This is a genomic window from Veillonella sp. oral taxon 780 str. F0422 (genome assembly GCF_000221605.1).
Lineage (GTDB): Bacteria > Bacillota > Negativicutes > Veillonellales > Veillonellaceae > F0422.
In genome coordinates this window covers 1-22,858 of sequence record NZ_AFUJ01000015.1, presented here as the reverse complement: position 1 = coordinate 22,858, position 22,858 = coordinate 1, and the positions used below count along the sequence as shown (strand labels likewise).

General features: G+C 41.4%; 14 protein-coding genes, 1 tRNA gene and 1 pseudogene. 7 read left to right on the top strand and 9 right to left on the bottom strand.

What is annotated here, in order from left to right:
• Positions 1-161: 161 nt before the first annotated feature.
• Positions 162-236, top strand: a tRNA-Arg gene (locus HMPREF9200_RS02040).
• 150 nt (positions 237-386) lie between these two features.
• Here HMPREF9200_RS02040 and HMPREF9200_RS02035 read toward each other — a convergent pair.
• Complete coding sequence (locus HMPREF9200_RS02035; protein ID WP_009353146.1) at positions 387-848, bottom strand: low molecular weight protein-tyrosine-phosphatase; 462 nt, start codon at positions 846-848, stop codon at positions 387-389.
• A 67-nt stretch (positions 849-915) separates the two neighbouring features.
• Positions 916-3,159, bottom strand: a complete 2,244-nt coding sequence (locus HMPREF9200_RS02030) for an autotransporter outer membrane beta-barrel domain-containing protein (RefSeq protein WP_009353139.1) — start codon at positions 3,157-3,159, stop codon at positions 916-918.
• 556 nt (positions 3,160-3,715) lie between these two features.
• On the opposite strand from HMPREF9200_RS02030, the gene aroF reads away from it, so the two are divergent.
• The 6 genes from aroF (at position 3,716) to HMPREF9200_RS02000 (ending at position 11,332) form a co-directional block, all read left to right on the top strand.
• Positions 3,716-4,723 carry a 3-deoxy-7-phosphoheptulonate synthase gene (gene aroF, locus HMPREF9200_RS02025; RefSeq protein ID WP_009353135.1) on the top strand — a complete coding sequence of 336 codons (1,008 nt, stop codon included), beginning with the start codon at positions 3,716-3,718 and terminating at the stop codon, positions 4,721-4,723.
• Between the two features lie 9 nt (positions 4,724-4,732).
• Positions 4,733-5,788 carry a 3-dehydroquinate synthase gene (gene aroB, locus HMPREF9200_RS02020; RefSeq protein WP_009353132.1) on the top strand — a complete coding sequence of 352 codons (1,056 nt, stop codon included), beginning with the start codon at positions 4,733-4,735 and terminating at the stop codon, positions 5,786-5,788.
• Between the two features lie 139 nt (positions 5,789-5,927).
• Positions 5,928-7,193 carry a 3-phosphoshikimate 1-carboxyvinyltransferase gene (aroA, locus tag HMPREF9200_RS02015; protein WP_038144488.1) on the top strand — a complete coding sequence of 422 codons (1,266 nt, stop codon included), beginning with the start codon at positions 5,928-5,930 and terminating at the stop codon, positions 7,191-7,193.
• Positions 7,194-7,219: 26 nt separating this feature from the next.
• Positions 7,220-8,344 carry a chorismate synthase gene (aroC, locus tag HMPREF9200_RS02010; protein WP_009353138.1) on the top strand — a complete coding sequence of 375 codons (1,125 nt, stop codon included), beginning with the start codon at positions 7,220-7,222 and terminating at the stop codon, positions 8,342-8,344.
• Positions 8,345-9,580 carry a shikimate kinase gene (locus tag HMPREF9200_RS02005; RefSeq protein ID WP_009353145.1) on the top strand — a complete coding sequence of 412 codons (1,236 nt, stop codon included), beginning with the start codon at positions 8,345-8,347 and terminating at the stop codon, positions 9,578-9,580.
• A 378-nt stretch (positions 9,581-9,958) separates the two neighbouring features.
• Positions 9,959-11,332 carry an amino acid permease gene (locus tag HMPREF9200_RS02000; RefSeq protein ID WP_009353147.1) on the top strand — a complete coding sequence of 458 codons (1,374 nt, stop codon included), beginning with the start codon at positions 9,959-9,961 and terminating at the stop codon, positions 11,330-11,332.
• A gap of 854 nt (positions 11,333-12,186) precedes the next feature.
• Here HMPREF9200_RS02000 and uvrC read toward each other — a convergent pair.
• From uvrC to HMPREF9200_RS07985, 7 genes and pseudogenes are all read right to left on the bottom strand, one after another.
• Positions 12,187-14,010, bottom strand: coding sequence for an excinuclease ABC subunit UvrC (gene uvrC / locus HMPREF9200_RS01995; RefSeq protein ID WP_176604745.1), 1,824 nt, complete (start codon positions 14,008-14,010; stop codon positions 12,187-12,189).
• A gap of 62 nt (positions 14,011-14,072) precedes the next feature.
• Positions 14,073-16,937 carry an excinuclease ABC subunit UvrA gene (gene uvrA, locus HMPREF9200_RS01990; protein ID WP_009353133.1) on the bottom strand — a complete coding sequence of 955 codons (2,865 nt, stop codon included), beginning with the start codon at positions 16,935-16,937 and terminating at the stop codon, positions 14,073-14,075.
• An 8-nt stretch (positions 16,938-16,945) separates the two neighbouring features.
• Complete coding sequence (uvrB, locus tag HMPREF9200_RS01985) at positions 16,946-19,054, bottom strand: excinuclease ABC subunit UvrB (protein ID WP_009353134.1); 2,109 nt, start codon at positions 19,052-19,054, stop codon at positions 16,946-16,948.
• Positions 19,055-19,262: 208 nt separating this feature from the next.
• A complete protein-coding gene (locus tag HMPREF9200_RS01980) occupies positions 19,263-19,661 on the bottom strand; it encodes a hypothetical protein (protein ID WP_009353142.1) in 399 nt (132 codons plus the stop codon).
• 6 nt (positions 19,662-19,667) lie between these two features.
• Positions 19,668-20,588, bottom strand: coding sequence for a signal recognition particle-docking protein FtsY (gene ftsY / locus HMPREF9200_RS01975; RefSeq protein ID WP_009353136.1), 921 nt, complete (start codon positions 20,586-20,588; stop codon positions 19,668-19,670).
• A complete protein-coding gene (locus HMPREF9200_RS01970) occupies positions 20,578-22,125 on the bottom strand; it encodes a hypothetical protein (protein WP_141558175.1) in 1,548 nt (515 codons plus the stop codon). Before HMPREF9200_RS01970 ends, ftsY begins: the two co-directional genes overlap by 11 nt.
• Positions 22,032-22,858, bottom strand: a pseudogene (locus HMPREF9200_RS07985) (hypothetical protein); the annotation flags it as partial. The gene HMPREF9200_RS01970 and the pseudogene HMPREF9200_RS07985, both read right to left, overlap by 94 nt.

The window sequence follows — 22,858 nt, the reverse complement described above, 5'->3', positions numbered from 1 at the left end:
TTTAAAATCTTGTTATGTATTATGCGAATTAGTATATTATATCACACTGGGCATCGGTTTGTATATCAAAGTATGATAGAGCACTATATGTTTCAATCCATCACCATGAGGTTCCCTATTGTACTGACCATTATTTCATGGTATACTTTAACGGTATACACGCGCCTATAGCTCAGGGGATAGAGCGCCGGTCTCCGGAACCGGGTGCGCAGGTTCGATTCCTGCTAGGCGCACCATTGATATGACTGGATTCTCACCGTTGTTGAGAGTCCATTTTTTGCATTTGAGCCCAATTTTGAGCCCAATTTAAGTTTTCATAAAAGGTACCACCCCCATGTTATATCTACTTCAGATAACACTGGGGGCTTATTACATTATACTTTTACTTATAATAATTGTTCTTTGATCAACTCTAATAGGGCATCACAGCTACGACTTATATCGTCATAGGTTTCGTCAAAATTTCCCGTATACCAAGGGTCTTTTACATCTCGACTTTCTCCAACAAACATCATAGCCTTATACACCTTATGGTCAACGTCATCATCAATAATGAGGCGCAAGTTTCTTGCATTATTTTCATCCATGATGATGAGGTAATCAAAGTTACGGTAATCATCCATCGTTACTTGGCGGGCCTTGCGACGAGTATAAGGAATATCCATTTCATCTAATTTTTGTTTAGTTCCATAATGGGTATCATTTCCTATCTCCTCACGAGATGTAGCTGCGGACTCAATATAAATAGAATCAGTTAAACCCGCCTTGTTAACGATATGCTTCATATAAAACTCTGCCATCGTAGAGCGACAAATGTTACCGTGACAGATGAATAAGACTTTTACCATACTATCCTCCTTAAATACTAATAGTCCTTACAGCATACGCTATAAGGACTATTAGTACAAGATGTAATTAGAAGTTATACCGTACTCCCGCATCAATACGCCATGTAGTGTCTATAGTAGCACCAAAGTTTTTAGTGAATGTACTATATACATATGTACTTGGACGAACGCTCCAGGAGCCTCCAATTTCAGCATCAAGCCATGTATCTTTCAAATCAAGTTCTGTATGTACTGTTGGATTACCTGGCGCAGAATATGTCGTATTGACCTTACTAGAGAATTCATGAGCCAATGCGAATTTTGCAAAGATGTTGGATGTTTCTGTTTCTCTACCAATGCCAAGACCCAATCGACCTACAGCAGAGTTAACAGCGTCAGCTTTCACATGCATAGAGCCACCACCAACAAGATTAGCATCATAGGATACGCCATTCAAACGACCTACAATGAATTCTACACTAGGATCCATGTAGAAACCATTTTGTTTCTTAATGCGTTTACCATATTCAGCACTTAAAGAGGTGCCAAATGTATGATAATCCCCATTCAATTGATATCCCCCTAGTGAGTGAAGTTTGTAAGTATTGGACAGGCGGCTTCCACGAGCGATGATATCTAAGTAACGTCCATCATCATGTTGTTTTGTACCATATAACCCAATACCAGCGATTTTGCTGTCTCCGTTGCCAACGGCATAGGAGTTGCTAGACGTACTATAATCTAGAGCACCACCAAAAGTCCAACCATTGGATACCTTATGATCATAACCAACTTGTACACCATTATATGTCATATGAGTATCGGCACCATTTGTCATGTTAGATTTGCCGCCGATATATTTAGCCCATACCCCTTGGTTCGTATTAGTCAAACTAAGGTCCCCTAAACGACGTTGTAAATCGTTCGTAGTATTATGCCAAGCTATCGCTGTAGATGTGAGAGCAGATTTCGCACCACTTACCAAGGAAGATTCACTAGCATGTGTTACCGTCGCGGTATCAGCAACAACAAGATTACCTTGTGCATCGAATGCATTTGTACCAAGTTCAGCCATAGCAGCCGGTCTTGTAATACCTTCATTAACTTGAACAGCGGCAGCTAGTTTCTTATCATTTCCCGTATATTGTAATTTATTGGCTAACGCTCTCATTTCTGCACGATAACTTGCATCATCAGTCAAATTTTTAGCACTGTCACCTTGTACAATGATGTGGCTATTATCAGCAGCATGTTGGATAATAATTTGGCCATTGCCAGCTTCGCTCGCTGGCACACCTGTTTTATAATCAGCATTTACAAAACCACTATAGTTTTGAATTGTAATAGGACGAGCATCAATAGGATGAATCATACCTGCTGCAGTTGGATTTGCACCACCTACAAGATTACGAACTTTACTGCCTTTATATAAGTATGCTGCATCATCTCCTGATGGACGTGGTTTTCTTGGTGTAGGTCGTTCCTTACCAATCCATTCATTATTCCAAGTAGCACCATTTTGTAAATATATATCGGCACCAGAATTATGTGGATTTTTATTACTTTCAGCATATTCATTTAACACAGCACCCTTAAGACTCGAGTTAGAGGTTGTAAAAGCTAGTCCGATATTTGCTGGCGCTTCATTAAGATTTGGATTCTCACCATAATCTTTATTAATTAACCCTACATTACCAACAGCTACTAAATCCTTCGTACCTGGGTGTTTACCATCGACACCTGCATTCACATATACATCGCCCTCTTCTGCCACAACAGAATAGGTGTCTGACGTTTTAAGAGGATACGTTATAATACGACCACCGCCATCAACGATAATATGGCCCCGGTGATTCGCTTGCAATCCTGCTCCCACAGCGTCAATATCTACATTGCCTTTCACATGAATATTGCTATCACCATAGTCTCTGTCAGGATTAGGGTTATGATGTGGCACCTTACCACCGAGACCAGCATAGACAGCACTCATATAATAATGCCCCAAATCTTTTTTATCTGCTGGTGCATCATTTTTTAATCGTACAATGAGATCTTTATCTATGGTCAGTTGCGATCCAAATACAGTATAAATCCCTGTTACATTTTTAGATTTACCTGTGTCCATCAAGCTTTTACCATGTACATTTACGGTTAACGTGTCTTCTATATGCTTAACCCCAGGTTCCGTTTGCTTTTGATCGCCCAACGATAAACCAATTAAGTTTTCTGCTTTATCACTATACTTAGTAATATCTGTAGCCATTACGGAATAAGACATTCCTGTTACTACTAATGCAGCCATTACGGCTGATACATGACGTGTAATCTTCATAAGAACCTCCACAATCAATAATAGATATCAATAAACTACCGTCATTATACATTGTTATTTGTACTTCGTACATACTTATATACCTATAAATACTCTATTATGCATACTTTATATATTAAAGCATTATTATACCAATTAGTTATAGTTGATAAAATTATCATAAATCTTTCATGCTGAAATAATAAGAATATTTAATTCTTATTGCTGTTGAGAATCTTTTTTTCATTTGAGCCCAATTTTGAGTCAATTTGAATTTTTTCTTGCCAAACTTAAATGAATGGAGTATACTAAACGCAATTATTGAAAGAAAGGAGTCACTACAATGATGAAGCAAGCCAATTTAGCTACAACAAATGCAAATACATTTTTTTAGTTCTTTATCCAAACTACGGGTAAAGAACTATTTGAGCTACGCTAATTTAGGTATCATCACTGAGTGGCTTTAAATAGTGGTAAGGGCTACCCGTACTAGGTATAGGCGGGTAGCCCTTTTTATATATCTTCCTATACCACCACTCACAAATACCTATACATGTTAAGATTTTAGGAGGACCTTATGATTATTCGATTACACACTACAGCAACAGAAGTACAAATTGCAGAACTACGTCAACTGTTAGAAGCCACTGGCGTTACATTACATCCAGTACATGGAGAACAACAAGATATTATCGGTTTGATCGGCGATACATCCTGTGTCGATTTACGCACTATTGAATCCCTTCCATACGTTGAAAAGGTTATGCGTATCCAAGAGCCTTTCAAAAAAGCAAATCGTAAATTCCATCCTCAAGATACGGTGGTTACTGTAGGAAATACAAAAATCGGTGGCGGTCACTTTGCTATCATCGCAGGCCCTTGTTCTGTAGAAACACCAGAACAAGTCATCGAAGTAGCGAAGGCTGTAAAAGCAGCTGGTGCTGGCATTCTTCGTGGTGGCGCTTTCAAACCTCGTACTTCTCCATACTCTTTCCAAGGTATGGGACCAAGTGGTTTAGCCTTATTAGAAGAAGCTAAAAAAGAAACAGGTCTACCTATTGTGTCAGAAGTCATGGACATCTCTCAATTAGAATACTTCGATAATGTAGATATGTTGCAAATCGGCGCTCGCAATATGCAAAACTTCAATCTTTTAAAAGAAGTCGGCAAATTACGAAAACCAATCTTATTAAAACGTGGGCTATGTGCTACCTACGAAGAATGGTTAATGGCTGCGGAATACATCATGAGCGAAGGTAACGAACAAATCGTTCTTTGCGAACGTGGTATTCGTACCTTCGAAACACGCACTCGTAATACTTTAGATGTAACTGCTATTCCAATGATGCACGAGTTATCCCACTTGCCAATCATTATGGACCCAAGCCATGCAGCAGGTATGAGCCGTATGGTTCCATCCTTGTCCTTAGCCTCCGTTGGTGGCGGTGCTGATGGTTTAATGATTGAAGTTCACAATAATCCAGAAAAAGCATTATGTGATGGTCCGCAATCCTTACGCCCAGAGCAATTCGCTACTTTGGCAAACCAAGTATTCACACTTCGTGACGCATTAGGTCATAAATAGGTCACTACTATGGATACAATTCATATTCAAGCATCCACTTCTTACGATGTGATTATTGAGCGGAAAAGCTTGCCTCGTATTGGTAAGTACTTACACGCTATCAAGCCTCCTTGTTCCGTCATGATTGTTACTGATGATAATGTGGGCCCCCTCTATGCTTCCACTGTTTCAGATTCCCTACAACAGGCAGGTTACACCGTTCATACCTATATGTTTCCTCATGGTGAAAGTGAAAAGAACGGCTATCGTCTCATAGATCTAGTAGAAACATTAGGAAATGCAAAATTGACTCGGAAAGACCTCATTATTGCTTTAGGTGGTGGCGTCGTCGGAGACCTAGCTGGATTTGCTGCTGCCACCTACTTACGGGGTATCGATTATGTACAAGTACCTACGTCACTGTTGGCTGCTGTCGATTCCTCCGTAGGCGGTAAAACAGCTGTTAACCTAGAGTGTGGTAAAAATTTATGGGGTGCTTTTAAACAACCTATCCTCGTTCTCTGTGATCCAGAAACACTTTCTACCTTACCTAAAGAGGAATGGATTAATGGATGTGGGGAAATCATCAAATATGGTTTCTTAGACCATCCAGAGTTACTAGATCAACTTCGAGAACGACCGGTCTTACAACATCCAGAAGATGTAGATACTATCATCACTCAATGTGTACGCATCAAAGCCCATGTGGTGGAAGTAGATGAAAAGGAAAGCGGCCTTCGTACGACATTGAACTTAGGTCATACCTTTGGACATGGTATCGAGCACGGTAGTGCTTTCGCTATCCCGCACGGCAATGCCGTTGCTTTGGGACTCCTCATCATGGCAAAAGGTGCAGTAGCCAACGAAGAGCTAGATCCTACCATTGTTTCTAGTATTGAACAGTTGCTAATAGCCCATGAATTACCCACCACAACGACGATATCAAAAGATGTAATCTTAGAAGAAGCTAGTCACGATAAAAAAGCCTCTGGCTCTTCCATTACCATCGTAGTTCCTACAGGGTATGGCACGTCGGTGCTAAAAAAAGTTACCTTCTCTGAATTGGCTAACTACTGTAGAATATAACTACCATTTCTATTCTGTATATCTATTACGTATAACAATATTATTTACATGTAAACTAAACAGATTCTATATTTACCTTTTATCAGTATCCTTATACTACTTCCCAGTGGTTATGGTAATGATACCAGAAAGGATTTCTATGCAACATGTTTCCAATGTGCTCTTACGTGGCACAATCCCAGCCATACCGGCTAAGGCCCATGCTCATCGGGCACTTATCTCAGCGGCCCTTGCCACGAGTCCTAGCTCGATTTTAATTTCCCACTCTTCCAAGGACATTGATGCTACCATGGATTCCTTGCGAGCCCTTGGTGCAACGATTACCCATGAAAATGGTGTGGCTCATATTACTCCTGGCCCTTCCCCTTCTATAGGACAGGTATTACCCCACGAATCAGGTACAACCTTACGCTTACTCTTACCTGTGTCCGCCTCGATTTGTGACACTGTGAAAGTAGATGCCAAAGGACGTCTACCAGAACGACCACTAGAACCATTGTTGAGCGAAATGAAAGACCACGGCGTATCGTTTTCACAAGACGCACCGCCTTTCACTATGACAGGTCGTCTGCAAGGTGGTACCTTCACCATGACGGGGACCGTAAGTTCTCAATTTTTCTCAGGTCTTCTTCTGGCAGCTCCACAACTGGGGCACACCACCGTTAATTGCACAAGTTCCTTACAATCGAAAGACTATGTGACATTAACCATAGAAACGATGAAAGACTTTGGTGTGCAAGTAATAGAAGGCACTACCGAAGAAAGATATCCAAGTTTTATTATCGAAGAGAACCAACACTTCCACGGTAATGAGAAATATCTGATTGAGGGAGATTGGTCTAATGGTGCCATTTGGCTAGTAGCAGCTGCTATGACAGGACAATCTATTTCTGTCACAGGTTTACGTCCTGATTCTGTACAAGCAGATAAACGGATTCTTTCCATTTTAGAAAGCGCTGGTGTCATTTGTACGTGGAATGGATCTACTATCACGATCACTGGCAAAGCACATAAGCCAATCCATGTAAATTTAGAACAAATGCCAGATTTGTTACCTATTTTATCTAGCTTAGCTTGCTCCATAGAAGGAGAATCTACTTTCATCAATGGAGCTCGCCTTCGATTGAAAGAGTCAGATCGTTTAGCAGCGGTGGCACAACTTGTTCGTGATTCTGGTGGTATCGTGCGCATGGAAAGGGATAACCTGTATATTACAGGAACAGGTACGCTTGATGGTGGCACTGTAGACTGTGTGAATGACCATCGCCTCGTCATGGCTGGTGCCTTAAACGCACTCATCGCTACCTCCCCTATAATCTTGCAGGACAGTGAAGCCATCAGTAAGTCGTATCCTCACTTTTTTGAAGACTGGAAACGATTAGGTGGGCAGACACATACTATATAAATGTATTTAACAAGTAAGGAGTAATTATGGCATCCTATTTCGGTCGTACTGTGAAAGTCTCCACCTTCGGTGCCTCTCACGGTCAAGCTATTGGCGGAGTTATAGACGGACTTCCTTGTGGATTTCCTGTCAATCTAGAAACCTTGCAAGCCTTTCTAAAACGACGAGCTCCAGGGCAACATCAATTACAAACACAAAGAAAAGAAGCAGATATCCCTGAGTTTCAATCAGGCATCGTACAAGGAAGACTGAGCGGTTCTCCTTTGGCTTTCACAATTAAAAATACATCACAACGAAGTGGGGATTACGATAACCTACGAGATGTGCCACGCCCATCTCATGCAGATTACACCGCTCGCATGCGCTATGGTGAGTATGTGGATATGCGTGGGGGCGGTCATTTCTCTGCTCGCATAACAGCCCCTGTTTGCGTAGCTGGTGGCATTGCTATACAACTATTAGAATCCATCGGCATTCATGTGCGTGCACACTTAGCACAAGTTGGCACTGTCCCAGATACATCTATCGATTATACTAACCCACCTATGGACAAGCTCGCTAGTATCAGCACTGAAGCGATTCCTATGTTAGACCCTGTGCAACGTCATACAGCAGAGCAACTTGTATTAGAATTAAAAACATCGGACGATTCCACTGGTGGCATCGTAGAGGTATTTGCCACAGGTTTACCTGTTGGCATGGGGAATCCCAATTATGATGGTATTGAAAATCGCTTAGGCGCTACGCTGTTCGGCATGCCTGCAGTGAAAGGCATTTCCTTTGGGTCTGGTTTCCCTGGCTGTGCGTCCCGTGGAAGCAAGCAAAACGATCCTTTCATCATCACTGATGAAGGTGTTCGTACCAAAAACAATAACAGCGGTGGCATCCAAGGTGGTATTACCAACGGTATGCCCCTTGTGATGCAAGTAGGGATTAAGCCCACACCGTCCATTTATCATGAGCAAAACTCAGTATCCCTCAGTAACCATAGTGCTGAAGTATTACAAATTAAAGGTCGCCATGACCCTTGCGTAGCGCTACGTGCCGTTCCTGTAGTAGAAGCTCTAACGGCTCTTGTCCTCTTAGATTTTGTACTAGAACATGATCCACATGTATTCCGTCATTTCAGTCATCCTGCGTTGGAGGTGTAAATGTTTGGATTATTAGGCCGCACCTTGGGCCACACCTACTCCCCCATGATTCATCAAGCCTTAGGAAATACATCCTATGACATATTTGAAATGGAACCAGACCAACTACAAGATTTTTTTAATCGTTCTGAATTACAAGGCTTAAATATTACCATTCCCTATAAAATCAATGCCTTACAGGCTTGTCATCACATCAGTGATATCGCAGAAGCAATTGGTTGTGTCAACACTATGGTGCGCCAAGCAGATGGTTCTTGGTATGGGACCAATACGGACTACGATGGCTTCCTAGCCACCTTGGATTGGTCTAGCATAGAAGTGACAAATAAGCATTGTTTAATTTTAGGTGATGGAGCCTCGTCCAATACAGTGCATGTGGCATTAGAAAGATTAGGCGCCGCCTCTATTACCCATATCAGCCGTCATCACTTTCCTACATATGAACACATTGCACAATTTTATGAACAGGCACAGGTAATTATCAACTGTACTCCAGTTGGTATGTATCCTCATTGTCCTGACCAAAGCATTCAATTAGCCCCTTTTACTCACTTAGAAGGTGTTATCGATTTAGTCTACAACCCACATCGCACTGCCATTCTAATAGAAGCGGAATCCTTAGGTATTCCCCATGTGAATGGCCTTGTGTTTCTATTAGCACAAGCCATGTCAGCCAGCGCTTTATTTTTACATCGCACCTATGATGAAAGTATCCTTTCAGACCTATACAAACAATTTCGACAAGATAAAGAAAATATCATTTTAGTTGGTATGCCTGGGTCTGGTAAAAGTACCATTGGCAAAGCCTTAGCCAACCTAACAGGACGACCACTAGTAGATATCGACAGCCGCATAATAGAGGAAGTCGGTTCCATTAGTGATTATATTTTAACGCACGGTGAAGCTGCCTTTCGCACAGTAGAATCTAATATCATCAGTGACATAGGAAAGCAGACAGGCCTTATCATCTCCACTGGTGGCGGTGCTGTCACCACGCCAGAGAACTTTGCTCCCCTAAGACAAAATGGACGAATCTATGAAATTTATCGTCCTTTAGAAGAATTAGATACAACAGGACGTGTCCTCTCCTCTGGTGGCATAGAACGATTACAACAATTGTACACAGTACGGGCTCCCCTATATGCACGATTCCGTCAAGCACAAGTTCTGAACACTGGTACTCCTGAAAGCGTGGCTCAACACATCCTAGAGGACTTATATAGCAATCTAGTATAACTTGCTATTAAGATATATACTATATCAGTCTTTCTTTTCTTATATCTACTCATCACTATTGGGATTCAAAGTTGCATGTATCAGGTAATTTTCTTATAGATGGATATATGCTACTACAATATATATATAAGCTATTGTCTACATCCTCTAGAAAAAATATATAAAATCATGAGATTATATAAAAGAATGTAATCCATTTTTAAGCATACGCTAAGATATTAATACACGTAATCGGCTTTCAAAGATGTTTCTTAGAAACACTTGAAAGCCTTTTTACTGTCTAACCACAGTAATTCACTAGCATTAATTGACATTCTATAGAAAATAGTTTAGTATTATCAAATATAAAAGTTTATATTGTATTAAGGAGGTTTTACTATGACGGACTCGCAACAAGAGTTAAAGCGTGGTCTTAAAAATCGCCACGTTCAATTATTAGCCATCGGTGGTGCTATCGGTACAGGTTTATTCCTCGGCTCTGGGCGATCTATTAGTTTAGCGGGCCCCTCTATCCTCCTCACGTATCTAATTACAGGTATTATCTGTTTCTTCATGATGCGTGCTTTAGGAGAGTTATTGCTTTCCAATTTGAATCACCATTCTTTCATTGACTTTGTAGAAGAATATTTAGGTGACCGAGCGGCCTTCATTACAGGTTGGACCTATTGGTTCTGTTGGCTTTCACTGGCCATGGCGGACTTAACTGCGGTCGGCTTGTACATGCAGTACTGGATACCGTGGATGCCACAATGGATACCGGCCCTCATCGTACTAGGCATATTACTAGTTATGAATTTGACAGCGGTAAAACACTTTGGTGAAATGGAGTTTTGGTTCGCTTTAATAAAAGTAATCGCCATCGTATCACTCATCATCATTGGTCTCATCATGATCCTCACAGGATTCACTACCAATGCAGGAGCGGCTGCCTTTGAAAATCTATGGAATTACGGCGGTTGGTTCCCAAATGGGACCATGGGCTTTATACTTTCCTTTCAAATGGTAGTATTTGCTTTCACAGGCATTGAACTAGTAGGCCTCACAGCTGGGGAAACGGAAAATCCAAAAAAAGTTATCCCTATGGCCATTAACAATATTCCATTGCGAATTATTCTATTCTATATTGGATCTCTGGCGATTATCATGAGTATTTACCCATGGATTGCAGTAGATCCAAATTCTAGTCCCTTCGTGGCTGTGTTTAATGCAGTGGGTATCCTGGCTGCTGCGAGCATCGTAAACTTCGTTGTTCTAACATCGGCGGCGTCTGCTACGAACTCTGGCATCTTCTCCACGAGCCGTATGATCTACGCATTATCCAAACGTGGACATGCGCCGAGCCGAATGAAACGATTGACGAACCATGCCGTACCATATCAGGCAACACTATTCTCCGCTGCGGCCTTACTATTTACCGTAGTCTTGAACTACGTCATGCCTGAAAGCGTATTCATCATGATTACGTCCATCTCCACATTCTGCTTCATCTATATTTGGGCCATCATCGTCGTATGCCATCTCAAATATCGTAAGCAAAGACCAGAACTGGCGAAGCAATCTACTTTCAAAATGCCACTGTACCCATTCATGAATTACCTGATCCTAGCGTTCTTCCTATTCATCTTGGTCGTACTAGCATTGCAAAGTGACACACGCATCGCCCTCATGTTTACACCATTCTGGTTCATCCTACTATGGGCCTTCTACTCCATGTTGGCACCTAGCGATGACGATGAAAGCAACAATAACTAATACAAAAACATAAAAAAAGATCACGATGTACTCCAAATACTATGACTTATCATTTGTGAGGAGAATACCGTGATCTTTTTGATTGTACTATGCTTTGACAAATTCATTTATGTGTATACTATAACAATATCATATGTCGTTCATAGCAACAGAGAGTTATACATAACAATTTTTGTAATTTCTATAAAAATATGGTATACTATATGTAATAAAAAGAAGGGCCACCAACGTGTCGAAGGCGTTAGGCTCATCTCTAAAGTGCTAAAGTAGATACGCCTAACGTATTAAGGTCTAGGAGACCTTATGTCGTTAGGCGTTATCATTAATTATTTGAACAAATCAATGATTTGTACTAGTAAGTCTAAAATTAAAATCATTAAATAGATTTTTTCAAACTTTGTCATAGTACCACCTCCTCCTATAATTAGGAAGAGATGAGCCCAACTCACGTCGGTGATCCTTCTGTATTTTCATTATAGCATAAACTATGCAAAGCGTTATCTTTTAAAAAATATTTTTTAAAATTGGAAAAACTCTCCCTAAGGAATGCAGTTAGGCGCAGCAGCCTTTCCCCCTCGGCGCCATACCTGTGGATGAGTTCTTTCCGTGAGACCTCAAAATTAATTTATACAAGAAACGAGCAACCCTCATGTAAATATGCTATTACGGATGGAGACCTTGTGGCGTTTTTTTGTTACCTAAATAATACAACAAATACTAGAAGAGCACGGTGTGCCCCGAACAAACATTATGAAATACCGTTTGTGAGTGGTATACCGTGCTCTTCCTTTTGCTAACTTAAGCCCCACAAACGCCACAAGACGCAAAGGGCTATAAACTGCTGCTCGTTTCCGTTATTTTAAATTCCGCCGAAAGAACTCATACACAGCCAAAGCCGCTTTTTTGTTCATCCCCTCTACGCTTTCCAATTCTTCCAACTCCGCTACTCGCATAGCATCTAAGTTCCCAAAATGCTTATACAGCGCTTTTCTTCGTTTTGGTCCTATACCCTCTACATGATCCAGAACAGATTCTAAGTTTCGCTTTCCACGTAATCTGCGATGGTAAGTAATGGCAAATCGATGAGCTTCATCACGTATTTGTTGTAATAATTGTAATTCAGGCGTATGGTGTTCCAGAATAATACTTTCCGATTCCCCTTCTACGAATACTTCTTCGATTCGTTTCGCCAAAGATATGACGGGCACATCTGTAACTCCCATAGCACGAATGACTGGTAAGGCTGCATTTAACTGACCTTTACCACCATCGATGATAATCAAATCTGGCATAGGCCAATCTTTTTCATTGCCGTAGCGTCGTTCCATAATCTCCGCCATGGATGCAAAATCGTCAGGCTTGCCTTGTACTGTTTTCAATTTGAATCGACGATACTCTCGTTTTGCCGGCTTTCCACCTTCAAAGACAACCATGGACGCCACCGTTTCCGCCCCTTGCATATGAGAAATATCATAACATTCCATGCGCTCTGGCAAACGTGGCAAATCGAGCACTTCTGCTAATTTTTTCACAGCCCCACCGGACTTATCGATGGTGTATTGCCATTGACGACGGCGTTCTGCTAAAAAGTTCTGCGCATTTTCCTCCGCCATCTTAATAAGGTCTTTTTTATAGCCTCGCTGAGGCACAGATACCTCTACTTGTTGCCCTTTCATAGAGGTGAACCATTCACTAAACAATTCACGGTCCACGCTATCCATAGGCAATAGCAATTCTTTAGGTATGAACGTAGACCCTCCATAATACTGTTTAATGAACTCCGTCATCACTAACTCTGGACTATCCCCTTCATGTTGGACAAAGTAATTTTCTCGTCCCAACAAACGACCACTACGAATAAAAAACAGTTGAATGCATGCCATAGGACCATCGATGGCCATACCTAGTACATCCATATCGCCTCGCTGTGTGACCATACGTTGCTTTTCTTGTATCTTTTGGATACTCAATAGGTCATCTCGATACTTAGCAGCTAATTCAAACTCCAAGTCCTCTGAGGCTTGCTCCATCTTGGACGTAATCTCTTGGATCACTTGGACTTGTTTTCCTTCAAAAAGGGCTACAATGTCATCTATGTATTTGCGATAGGATTCTACCGTCACATAGTTCATGCAAGGACCTTCACAATAGTGCATATGATATTGCAAACAAGGTCGTTCTACTTTCATACTTTTACAAGTGCGCAATGGATAATAGGAACGCAAGATACGCAGTACATGATGTACCGCTGTCACATCCGTGAAAGGGCCAAAATACTTCGCTCCGTCACGTTCTAAACGACGAGTCATAAAGAGACGTGGAAAGTCCTCTTGCACAGTAACTTTCACGTAAGGATATGTCTTATCATCACGAAGCATAATATTATATTTCGGATGATGCTCCTTAATTAAGGTTGCCTCTAGGATAAGAGCTTCCATTTCCGTTTTCGTTTGGATCGTTTCCACATCCCACGCACGGCGCATCATGGCTGTCACTTTCACGGAGCGATTCACATCTTGCTGCACATAAGATCTCACTCGATTGCGCAAGTTGATGGCCTTTCCCACATAGATGATGCGCTGGTACTTATCACGCCATAAGTAAACCCCTGGCGTGGTAGGTAGATGACTGACCTTTTCCAGTATATACGCTTGCTGTTCTAAATCTCCCATCATCATATCTTTCTGACTAGAGGCATTAAAATTCACTTCTTCTGCTTGCAACTGTGGATCTATGGGATTCATAGTATTTCCTCATCAACCAAAAGATGTTGTTCCATATAGTTCCTAGTTTTATCTAACACAGGACCTAAGAATTTACCCGTGTAACTTTCAGGCAAAGCAGCAATCTCCTCAGGTGTACCAGTACCCACAATGGTCCCCCCACGGAAACCACCTTCTGGACCTAAATCAATAATATGGTCTGCTGTTTTGATCACATCTAAATTATGCTCGATTACCACCACAGTATCACCACCACCTGTGAGCTTTTGCAATACCTCTAAAAGCTTGCGGATATCTTCTACATGTAATCCAGTAGTCGGCTCATCCAGAATATATAAGGTTTTCCCTGTACTGCGCCGAGCCAGTTCAGTGGCTAGTTTCACACGCTGTGCTTCCCCACCAGACAAGGTAGTTGCCGCTTGTCCTAACCGAATATATCCTAACCCCACTTCTTGTAAGGTCACCAATTTACGGTGAATTTTTGGAATAGCGCTAAAGAAATCTACCGCTTCATCGACAACCATGTCCAATACATCGGCAATGCTTTTACCTTTGTATTTCACTTCCATCGTTTCTCGATTGTATCGAGCTCCTTTACATACCTCACACGGTACATACACATCTGGCAAGAAATGCATTTCGATTTTGATGATACCATCACCACGACACGCTTCACAGCGACCGCCTTTGACGTTAAAGCTAAATCGCCCTGCTTTATAGCCACGAATCTTCGCTTCATTAGTTTGACTATATAACTCACGGATCGCATCGAAGACCCCTGTATAGGTGGCAGGATTAGAACGTGGTGTTCGACCAATTGGACTTTGGTCAATATTGATGATTTTATCCACATACTCTAAACCACGAATCTCCTTGTGGGCTCCTACCTTATGATGACTTCTGTAGAGTGCATTGGCTATACCTTTATATAAAATTTCGTTGATCAATGTCGATTTACCGGATCCACTCACACCGGTCACAACAGTAAATAAACCGATAGGGAATTTCACATTCACTTGTTGTAGGTTGTTCTCTTTAGCTCCACGAATCTCTAAACAAGCTTTTGTTGGTTTTCTCCGTTCTTTTGGTAATGGAATATACTTTTGACCACTTAAATATTGACCAGTAATGGATTCTTTCACAGCCATTACCTCTGGTACTGTACCTTGCGCCACGATTTGGCCACCATGTTCACCTGCCGCAGGCCCAATATCTACCAAATAGTCCGCTGCTAGCATCGTATCTTCATCGTGCTCTACCACTAATAAGGTATTCCCTAAATCACGCAAACCTTTCAGTGTTTCAATTAAGCGGTCATTATCTCGTTGATGCAAGCCAATGGATGGTTCATCTAAAATATATAAGACCCCAACGAGTCCCGAACCAATTTGTGTGGCCAAACGAATTCGCTGTGCTTCCCCACCAGATAAGGTGCCGGCACTGCGGTTCATCGTCAAATAATCTAAGCCCACATTGTTCAGAAATCCTAGGCGAGCATTGATTTCTTTCAAAATTTGAGCCCCGATAAAAGCTTCTCGTTCCGTTAACTGTAGATTGCCAAAATAGTCCACCGCTTCACTTATGGTTAGCTGTGTCACTTCATCTATATTTTTATCTCCTACACGGATGGCAAGGGATTCTGGTTTCAAACGAGCACCCTTACAAGCTGTACATGGTTTAATAGACATATAGGATTCGAACTCTTCCCGCATGCTATCCGTAGTAGCCTCTGTATGACGGCGTTTCACCATTGGCAAAATACCTTCATATTCGGTATGGAATGTTTTCACCTCTCCACGCATATTTTCGTAGTCGAAAGTCACTTTCTCAGTACTACCATACATGACTTCTTTTTGTAAGGCTGTAGGTAGTTCTGAAAAACTTGCTTCTAGTGTATATCCATGCGCTTTCAACAAGCCCTCTAATTGACGCATGAACCACGCATTAGGATTCGAACTCAATGGGGCTACTCCCCCATCTATAAAAGGAACCGTTGGATCTGGAATGACACGATCTTCATCTACCTCCATGGTACTGCCTAATCCCAAACAGGATGGACAGGCACCAAAAGGGCTGTTGAAGGAAAACATACGAGGTTCAATTTCTGGCAATGAAATGTGACCATTAGGACAGGTAAAATGAACACTGAATTGGTGGGCTGGGCCGTCTACCTCTTGAATGATGACAAAGCCTTCCCCATGATGAATGGCCGTTTCCAAAGAATCCGTTAAGCGGCTTTCTAAGCCTTCCTTAATAACAAGACGGTCCACAACAATTTCAATATTGTGTTTCTTATTTTTATCTAAATTAATTTCGTCCTCAAAGGTATGAATCTCTCCATTGATGCGAACGCGAGCAAATCCATTTTTACGAATTTGTTCCAACACTTTTTCATGGCGACCTTTTTTACCTCGCACCACTGGTGCCATCACCATAATCTTAGTACGTTCCGGCAATTTCATGACTAAGTCTGTTATTTGCTCAATAGTCTGTTGGGCAATCTCTTCTCCACAAGTAGGGCAGTAAGCTCGACCAATACGAGCAAATAATAATCGCAAATAGTCATAAATTTCTGTCACCGTTCCCACCGTAGATCGAGGATTACGGCTCGTCGTTTTTTGGTCGATGGATATAGCTGGTGAAAGCCCCTCAATGTAATCTACATCAGGTTTATCCATTTGCCCTAAGAACTGGCGAGCATAAGCAGATAAGGACTCCACATATCTCCGTTGGCCTTCTGCATAAATCGTATCAAAGGCTAGGGATGATTTACCAGATCCACTTAATCCTGTTAATACGATGAATTGATTTCTTGGCAGAGCCACGTCAATATTCTTTAAATTATGTTGACGGGCTCCTTTTATAATTAATTGATCTTTCAAAATAACTCCTATTCTTCATTCATGTCTGACCAAATTTGGCGCAATCTGCCCAATTCATCACGCAACTCAGCAGCTCGTTCAAATTCTAATTGTTTTGCCGCTGCTTTCATGAGGCGTGTGGTCTCTTCAATGGCATTGAACACATCTTCTTTCGTTTCGTATTGTGACTTCGTTGAAAGTGACTGCACTGTTTCTGCCACCACCTCTGTGGGCGCTGTACTGTCATACACCACAGGACTATCTGCTTTAGGCTTGCGACCTTTTTTAGGTGTAGCAACTTCCCCTTCGACTTTAGTCAATTCAATTAAGTCTTTCACTTCCTTACGCACTGTGCGTGGTGTAATACCATGCTCTCTGTTGTAGGACTCTTGCAGAGCACGACGGCGTTCTGTTTCATCCATGGCACGTTGCATAGAGCCTGTGATGCGGTCCGCATACATAATAACTTTCCCTTGTTCATTACGAGCCGCACGACCTATGGTCTGAATCAAGGACGTATCACTGCGCAAGAAACCTTCCTTATCTGCATCTAAAATAGCCACTAAGGATACTTCTGGCATATCTAAGCCTTCCCGTAGTAAGTTAATTCCCACGAGAACATCAAAAACACCGGCTCGTAAATCACGGATAATATCGGCACGCTCAATGGTGGCAATGTCGGAGTGTAAATAGCGCACTCGAATACCCATTTCTTTTAGATAATTTGTTAAATCCTCTGCCATTTTCTTTGTTAACGTCGTTACTAACACCCGTTCATCCGACTTCGCACGGTCTTTAATTTCTCCTAATAGATCATCCATCTGCCCCTTAATAGGTCGGATTTCAATAATAGGATCTAGCAAACCTGTTGGACGAATAATTTGTTCTGCTACATTGGTCTGTACTTCCATCTCATAGGGCCCTGGTGTAGCAGATACATAGACAATTTGATTGATTCTCTCTACAAACTCTTCAAATTTTAACGGTCGATTATCCGCCGCCGATGGCAAGCGGAATCCGTAGTCGATCAAATTATGTTTCCTAGCTTGGTCACCATTATACATAGCACGAATTTGTGGCAAGGTCACATGGGATTCATCAATGATGATAAGGAAATCATCTGTAAAATAGTCGATAAGGGTCATTGGCGCTTCTCCAGGTTGACGGTTAGACAACAGACGGGAGTAGTTTTCAATCCCCGAGCAATAGCCCATTTCCTGCATCATTTCAATATCATATCGTGTTCGTTGCTCCAATCGTTGCGCTTCTAAGAGACGGCCATTTTCATTAAAGTATGCCAAACGTTCAGCCAATTCTGTCTCGATGCGCCCAATGGCAAGGTCTAACTTTTCCTTCGTCGTTACATAGTGAGAAGCTGGATAGATAGCCACGTGTTTACGCTCTACGATAACATCACCTGTAAGCACATCAATTTCCACTAAACGATCGATTTCATCACCGAACATTTCTACACGAATGGCTCTTTCACTGGTACCAGCTGGGAAAATTTCCAACGTATCCCCTTGTACTCGGAAAGTACCTCGCACAAAGTTCATATCATTTCGAGTGTATTGGATAGATACCAATTTACGAAGTATGTCATCACGGCTATATTCCTGACCTTGTCGTAAGGATACACAGAGCGTACTATAGTCCTCTGGGTCTCCTAAGCCGTATATACAGCTAACAGATGCGACGATGATTACATCTTTCCGTTCAAACAAATTCATTGTCGCCGAGTGGCGCAACTTATCGATTTCTTCATTGATGGACGCATCTTTTTCAATATATGTATCGGTAGAGGCAATATACGCCTCTGGTTGGTAATAATCGTAATAAGACACGAAATATTCCACTGCATTCTTAGGAAAAAAGCTTTTGAACTCACTGGCCAATTGGGCTGCTAATGTTTTATTGTGGGCAATGATCAAGGTCGGCTTTTGTACGGCTTCGATGAGTTTAGCCATGGTATATGTTTTTCCCGTACCTGTAGCACCTAGTAATACCTGTGCCCATTCCCCTCGTTCAATTCCCTCTGCCAAGGACTGAATGGCCTTTGGTTGGTCACCCATCGGTGAATAGGGGGCCTCTACTTGAAAAGGTATGCCTTCCTCAGGAAAATGATGCAATCCGCTCATAGTCCCTCCTTATATATCTATCTCTATAATCCTGAAAGTTCATTGTTAATTCTATATCTAGTAACTTCTATATTATATCACGAATGGTTATTTTATTGTACTGTATGTTCGATACAAATCAGACACAACGAGTAGACTGTACGCATCCCCTATATACAAAAAGAAAAGCTGAATCTAAGATCCAACTTTTCTCCATTGCTTATATAGTTTATCCTTTGCCACGAATCCGACGCAGTTCTTCTTCTGTGATAGGTGTATCCCCTTGTAAGGTTTGTGTCGCGGTGTCATCCCCCTCTAACATTTCAATGAAGATGGCAATACCACAATCAGATAAATGATGAGTTTCATCACCATGATCATGTTCTAGAGAGTCCTTCATGTTCTCAGCAATACGATGGACAAAATTCCATTGCTCATCCGTATAACTTTCAATACGGCTAGCAATTTCTTTCCAATTACTTAAGAGTAAGCGTGTGAGAGGTCTGTACAAATCACCGCCTACAAATTCCATAATATCTACAGCACATTCAATACTGTCTCTATCGATACCATAACCATTCATCTCATTTTGGTCCACAACGTATTCATATAATTTATTTCTAGTCATGGTCCACTATTCTCCTTTGTCAAAAAGAGCATTAGCAAATTCTTTTGCATTGAAAGGACGCAAGTCATCCATTTGCTCACCCACGCCAATCCAACGCACAGGAACGCCCAACTCTTCTTTGATAGAGATAACTACACCACCTTTTGCGGTACCATCTAATTTGGTCACCACAATCCCTGTGACAGGTACTGCTTCACCGAATAGTTTTGCTTGACTCACCGCATTTTGACCTGTAGTGCCATCTAATACTAATAAGGTTTGATGCGGTGCACCTGGAATTTGTTTGTCTGCTACACGGCCGATTTTTTTCAATTCTTCCATAAGGTTCACTTTGGTGTGCAAGCGCCCTGCTGTATCTACAATGACTAAGTCTGCTTCTTTAGCAACTGCTGAGGCACAGGCATCGAATACCACTGCTGCTGGATCCGCACCTTCCTTATGTTTTACAATGGATACTCCTACACGGTCTGCCCAGATAGATAATTGTTCAGATGCAGCTGCCCGGAATGTGTCCCCTGCAGCAATGATTACCTTTTTCCCTTGCTCTGCATAGTAATGGGCTAATTTCGCAATGGTTGTTGTTTTGCCAACACCATTCACACCTACTACCAAGATTACTTCTGGTTTGTGGAGCTCCAATACTTCTTCTTGAGCTCCCAGCATTTCCGTAATGCGTTCTTCCATGAAAGGCATCACTTCGCCAGTATTATTGATAATCCCTTCCGTAACACCTCGGCGGATTTCTTTCATCAAATAGGCCGTTGTTTTAGGTCCTAAATCACCTACTAGCATAGTGGCTTCTAAATCATCTAAGAAATCATCATCGATTTCAGCATAACCAATGACAATGGTTTCTACTTTTTTTACAAAATTATTTTTTGTCTTTTCTAAGCCCGCTTTCACACGGTCAAAAAAACTAAATGCCATAATCACTATTCTCCTTTACTTCATCAAAGGCTACTGTTAATAAACGTGATACACCTCGTTCCACCATAGTCACCCCTTGTAAGACATGAGCTGATTCCATAGTCCGTTTACGATGGGTCACCACGATAAATTGTGTGGCATCCCCCAAGTTATGCAAATATTGGCTAAATCGTTCCACATTGGCATCATCTAAAGCGGCATCTACTTCGTCAAGTACACAGAATGGAGCTGGTCGATAATCCAGCAATGCAAACAATAATGCAATGACCGTCAACGCTCGCTCCCCACCAGATAATAAGCTCAATTGTTGGCGCTTCTTTCCTGGCGGTTGGATATAAAAATCAATGCCACTTTCTAAAATTGATTCTGGGTTCGATGCAACGATTTGTGCAGTACCGCCTCCAAATAATTGAGCAAATACATGTTGGAATTTCTCTCGAATGTCACTTAAAACGCCTTGCAACTGTTCAGACATAGCCCCATCAATTTCAGCAATCACACCTTCGAGTTGTTCTTTAGCTATCACTAAATCCTCTTTTTGTGCATGATAGAATGCTAGCTTTTCTTCCGCTTCTTCATATTCCACAATAGCATTAGGATTGATAGCCCCTAAGCTTTCAATCTGCCTTGTCAAGTTCATCTGTTGTTGTTTCCACTCATTTACGGAGCCACCTAAGTGTATATTCTGTGCCTCTTGTTTAGTATACCCTAAAGCGCCCAATTGTTCCAATGCTTGTTCGCCTTGTAGTTGATATTTTGTTAACCCTTCTTGCAGGTCCACTAGTTTTTTCTGTACAATTCGTTGACGCTGTTCTTGTTGATTTCGTTCTTCTTGCAATTGACTTAATTGCAATTCCCAAGTACGTACTTTTTCTTGTCCACCTTTACGAGCTTCTCCAATAGCTGCTACCCGTTTTTCTATTGCTTGTTTTTCTGATTCTAATGCTAAAGCTGGTTCACAACCTAAGCGTATGACATCCTCACCTAATTGGCTTAACCGTCTATCTAAGCTTGCAATATTTATTTCCTTATCTTTGATATATTGTTCTAATTGAGCTAATTCTTTTTTACTTTGTTCTAACAACAATCTAGATTGTTCCCATCGTAAGCGTACTCCTTGCAATTCTTCATTTTGCTCACGTTCTCGGTCTTGTAAAGTTTGCTCTTGAGCAACTAAGCTAGTGACTTGCTCTTGATGTCCTTCTCGATTCTCTAACTGTAAAAGTTCATCTGCTAGCCTTTTAATGTTCTCCCCTAAAGTTATTTGCTTATCTTGAACCTTTTGTACTTCCTCATGATAGGTCTGCACCATTCCACTTAAGTTAATTTGCTCTCCTTGGGAGCGTTGTTGCTCTTGCTGCAAGCTACGTAACTGCAATTCTTCTTGTTCATAGGTTTGACGTAATCCCTTACCAGACTGTGTTAAAGCTTCTATTTCTTTGTCTAGTCCTTGTAAAGTCTGTTGTAACACCTGTGCTGTATCTCGTAATACATGAATATCTTGCTGTAATGTGTCTTGCTCTTCTTTACGGGACAAGATAGACACTTTTTTTCGTTTGTAGCACCACCTGTTAGAGCACCACCTGGTTGCAATTGCTCTCCTGTTAAGGTAACAATCCGCAATTGTTGATGATATTCTTTTTGCAATGCTAATCCATGGTCCAAGGTATCTACAATAAGAGTACGCCCTAATAGCTGATTAAATACGCCTGTATATTGTGTATCAAATTGAATGCAGTCTACACCTAATCCCAATACATAAGGCGATGTTAAGGCTTTATGATCGAGTCGTTTTCCTCGTACCATATCCATCGGTAAAAACGTAACTCGACCACCTTGTGTGCGTTTTAAGTATTGTACTGCTTCAGAAGCAATCTTTGCAGTCTCTGTGATAACTTGATGAATAGCACCACCTAAAGCAGTTTCAATGGCCACTAAGAATTTTTCTTCTACAGTGAATACATCACCAATAGCTCCACGAATATGAGAAGACCAAGTTTCTTTCGCTTGTAATACATGTTTTGTGCCTTCCAAATAACCTTCATGCAGCTCTTCCCAACTATGTAACAGTTCTAAACGACCTTCTTTAGCTTGCAGTGTTCTTTGTACTTCTACTAATTCCTGATTTTTTTGTCGGCGTGTATCCTCTAGCTGTTGTAATGATTGACGTGCTATCTCCAACGCTTCCTCTACTTTACTAACAACCTGTTGTTGCGCCTCTAATTGCCCTTGTGTTTCTTCTACAGATTGTTTTATATCTTGTAAAGTAG

Excerpts from the sequence above, each read along its gene's own strand:
- HMPREF9200_RS02035 (WP_009353146.1), bottom strand. The coding sequence starts at position 848 with ATGGTAAAAGTCTTATTCATCTGTCACGGTAACATTTGTCGCTCTACG.
- HMPREF9200_RS02030 (WP_009353139.1), bottom strand. The coding sequence starts at position 3,159 with ATGAAGATTACACGTCATGTATCAGCCGTAATGGCTGCATTAGTAGTA.
- aroF (WP_009353135.1), top strand. The coding sequence starts at position 3,716 with ATGATTATTCGATTACACACTACAGCAACAGAAGTACAAATTGCAGAA.
- aroB (WP_009353132.1), top strand. The coding sequence starts at position 4,733 with ATGGATACAATTCATATTCAAGCATCCACTTCTTACGATGTGATTATT.
- aroA (WP_038144488.1), top strand. The coding sequence starts at position 5,928 with ATGCAACATGTTTCCAATGTGCTCTTACGTGGCACAATCCCAGCCATA.
- aroC (WP_009353138.1), top strand. The coding sequence starts at position 7,220 with ATGGCATCCTATTTCGGTCGTACTGTGAAAGTCTCCACCTTCGGTGCC.
- HMPREF9200_RS02005 (WP_009353145.1), top strand. The coding sequence starts at position 8,345 with ATGTTTGGATTATTAGGCCGCACCTTGGGCCACACCTACTCCCCCATG.
- HMPREF9200_RS02000 (WP_009353147.1), top strand. The coding sequence starts at position 9,959 with ATGACGGACTCGCAACAAGAGTTAAAGCGTGGTCTTAAAAATCGCCAC.
- uvrC (WP_176604745.1), bottom strand. The coding sequence starts at position 14,010 with ATGATGATGGGAGATTTAGAACAGCAAGCGTATATACTGGAAAAGGTC.
- uvrB (WP_009353134.1), bottom strand. The coding sequence starts at position 19,054 with ATGAGCGGATTGCATCATTTTCCTGAGGAAGGCATACCTTTTCAAGTA.
- HMPREF9200_RS01980 (WP_009353142.1), bottom strand. The coding sequence starts at position 19,661 with ATGACTAGAAATAAATTATATGAATACGTTGTGGACCAAAATGAGATG.
- ftsY (WP_009353136.1), bottom strand. The coding sequence starts at position 20,588 with ATGGCATTTAGTTTTTTTGACCGTGTGAAAGCGGGCTTAGAAAAGACA.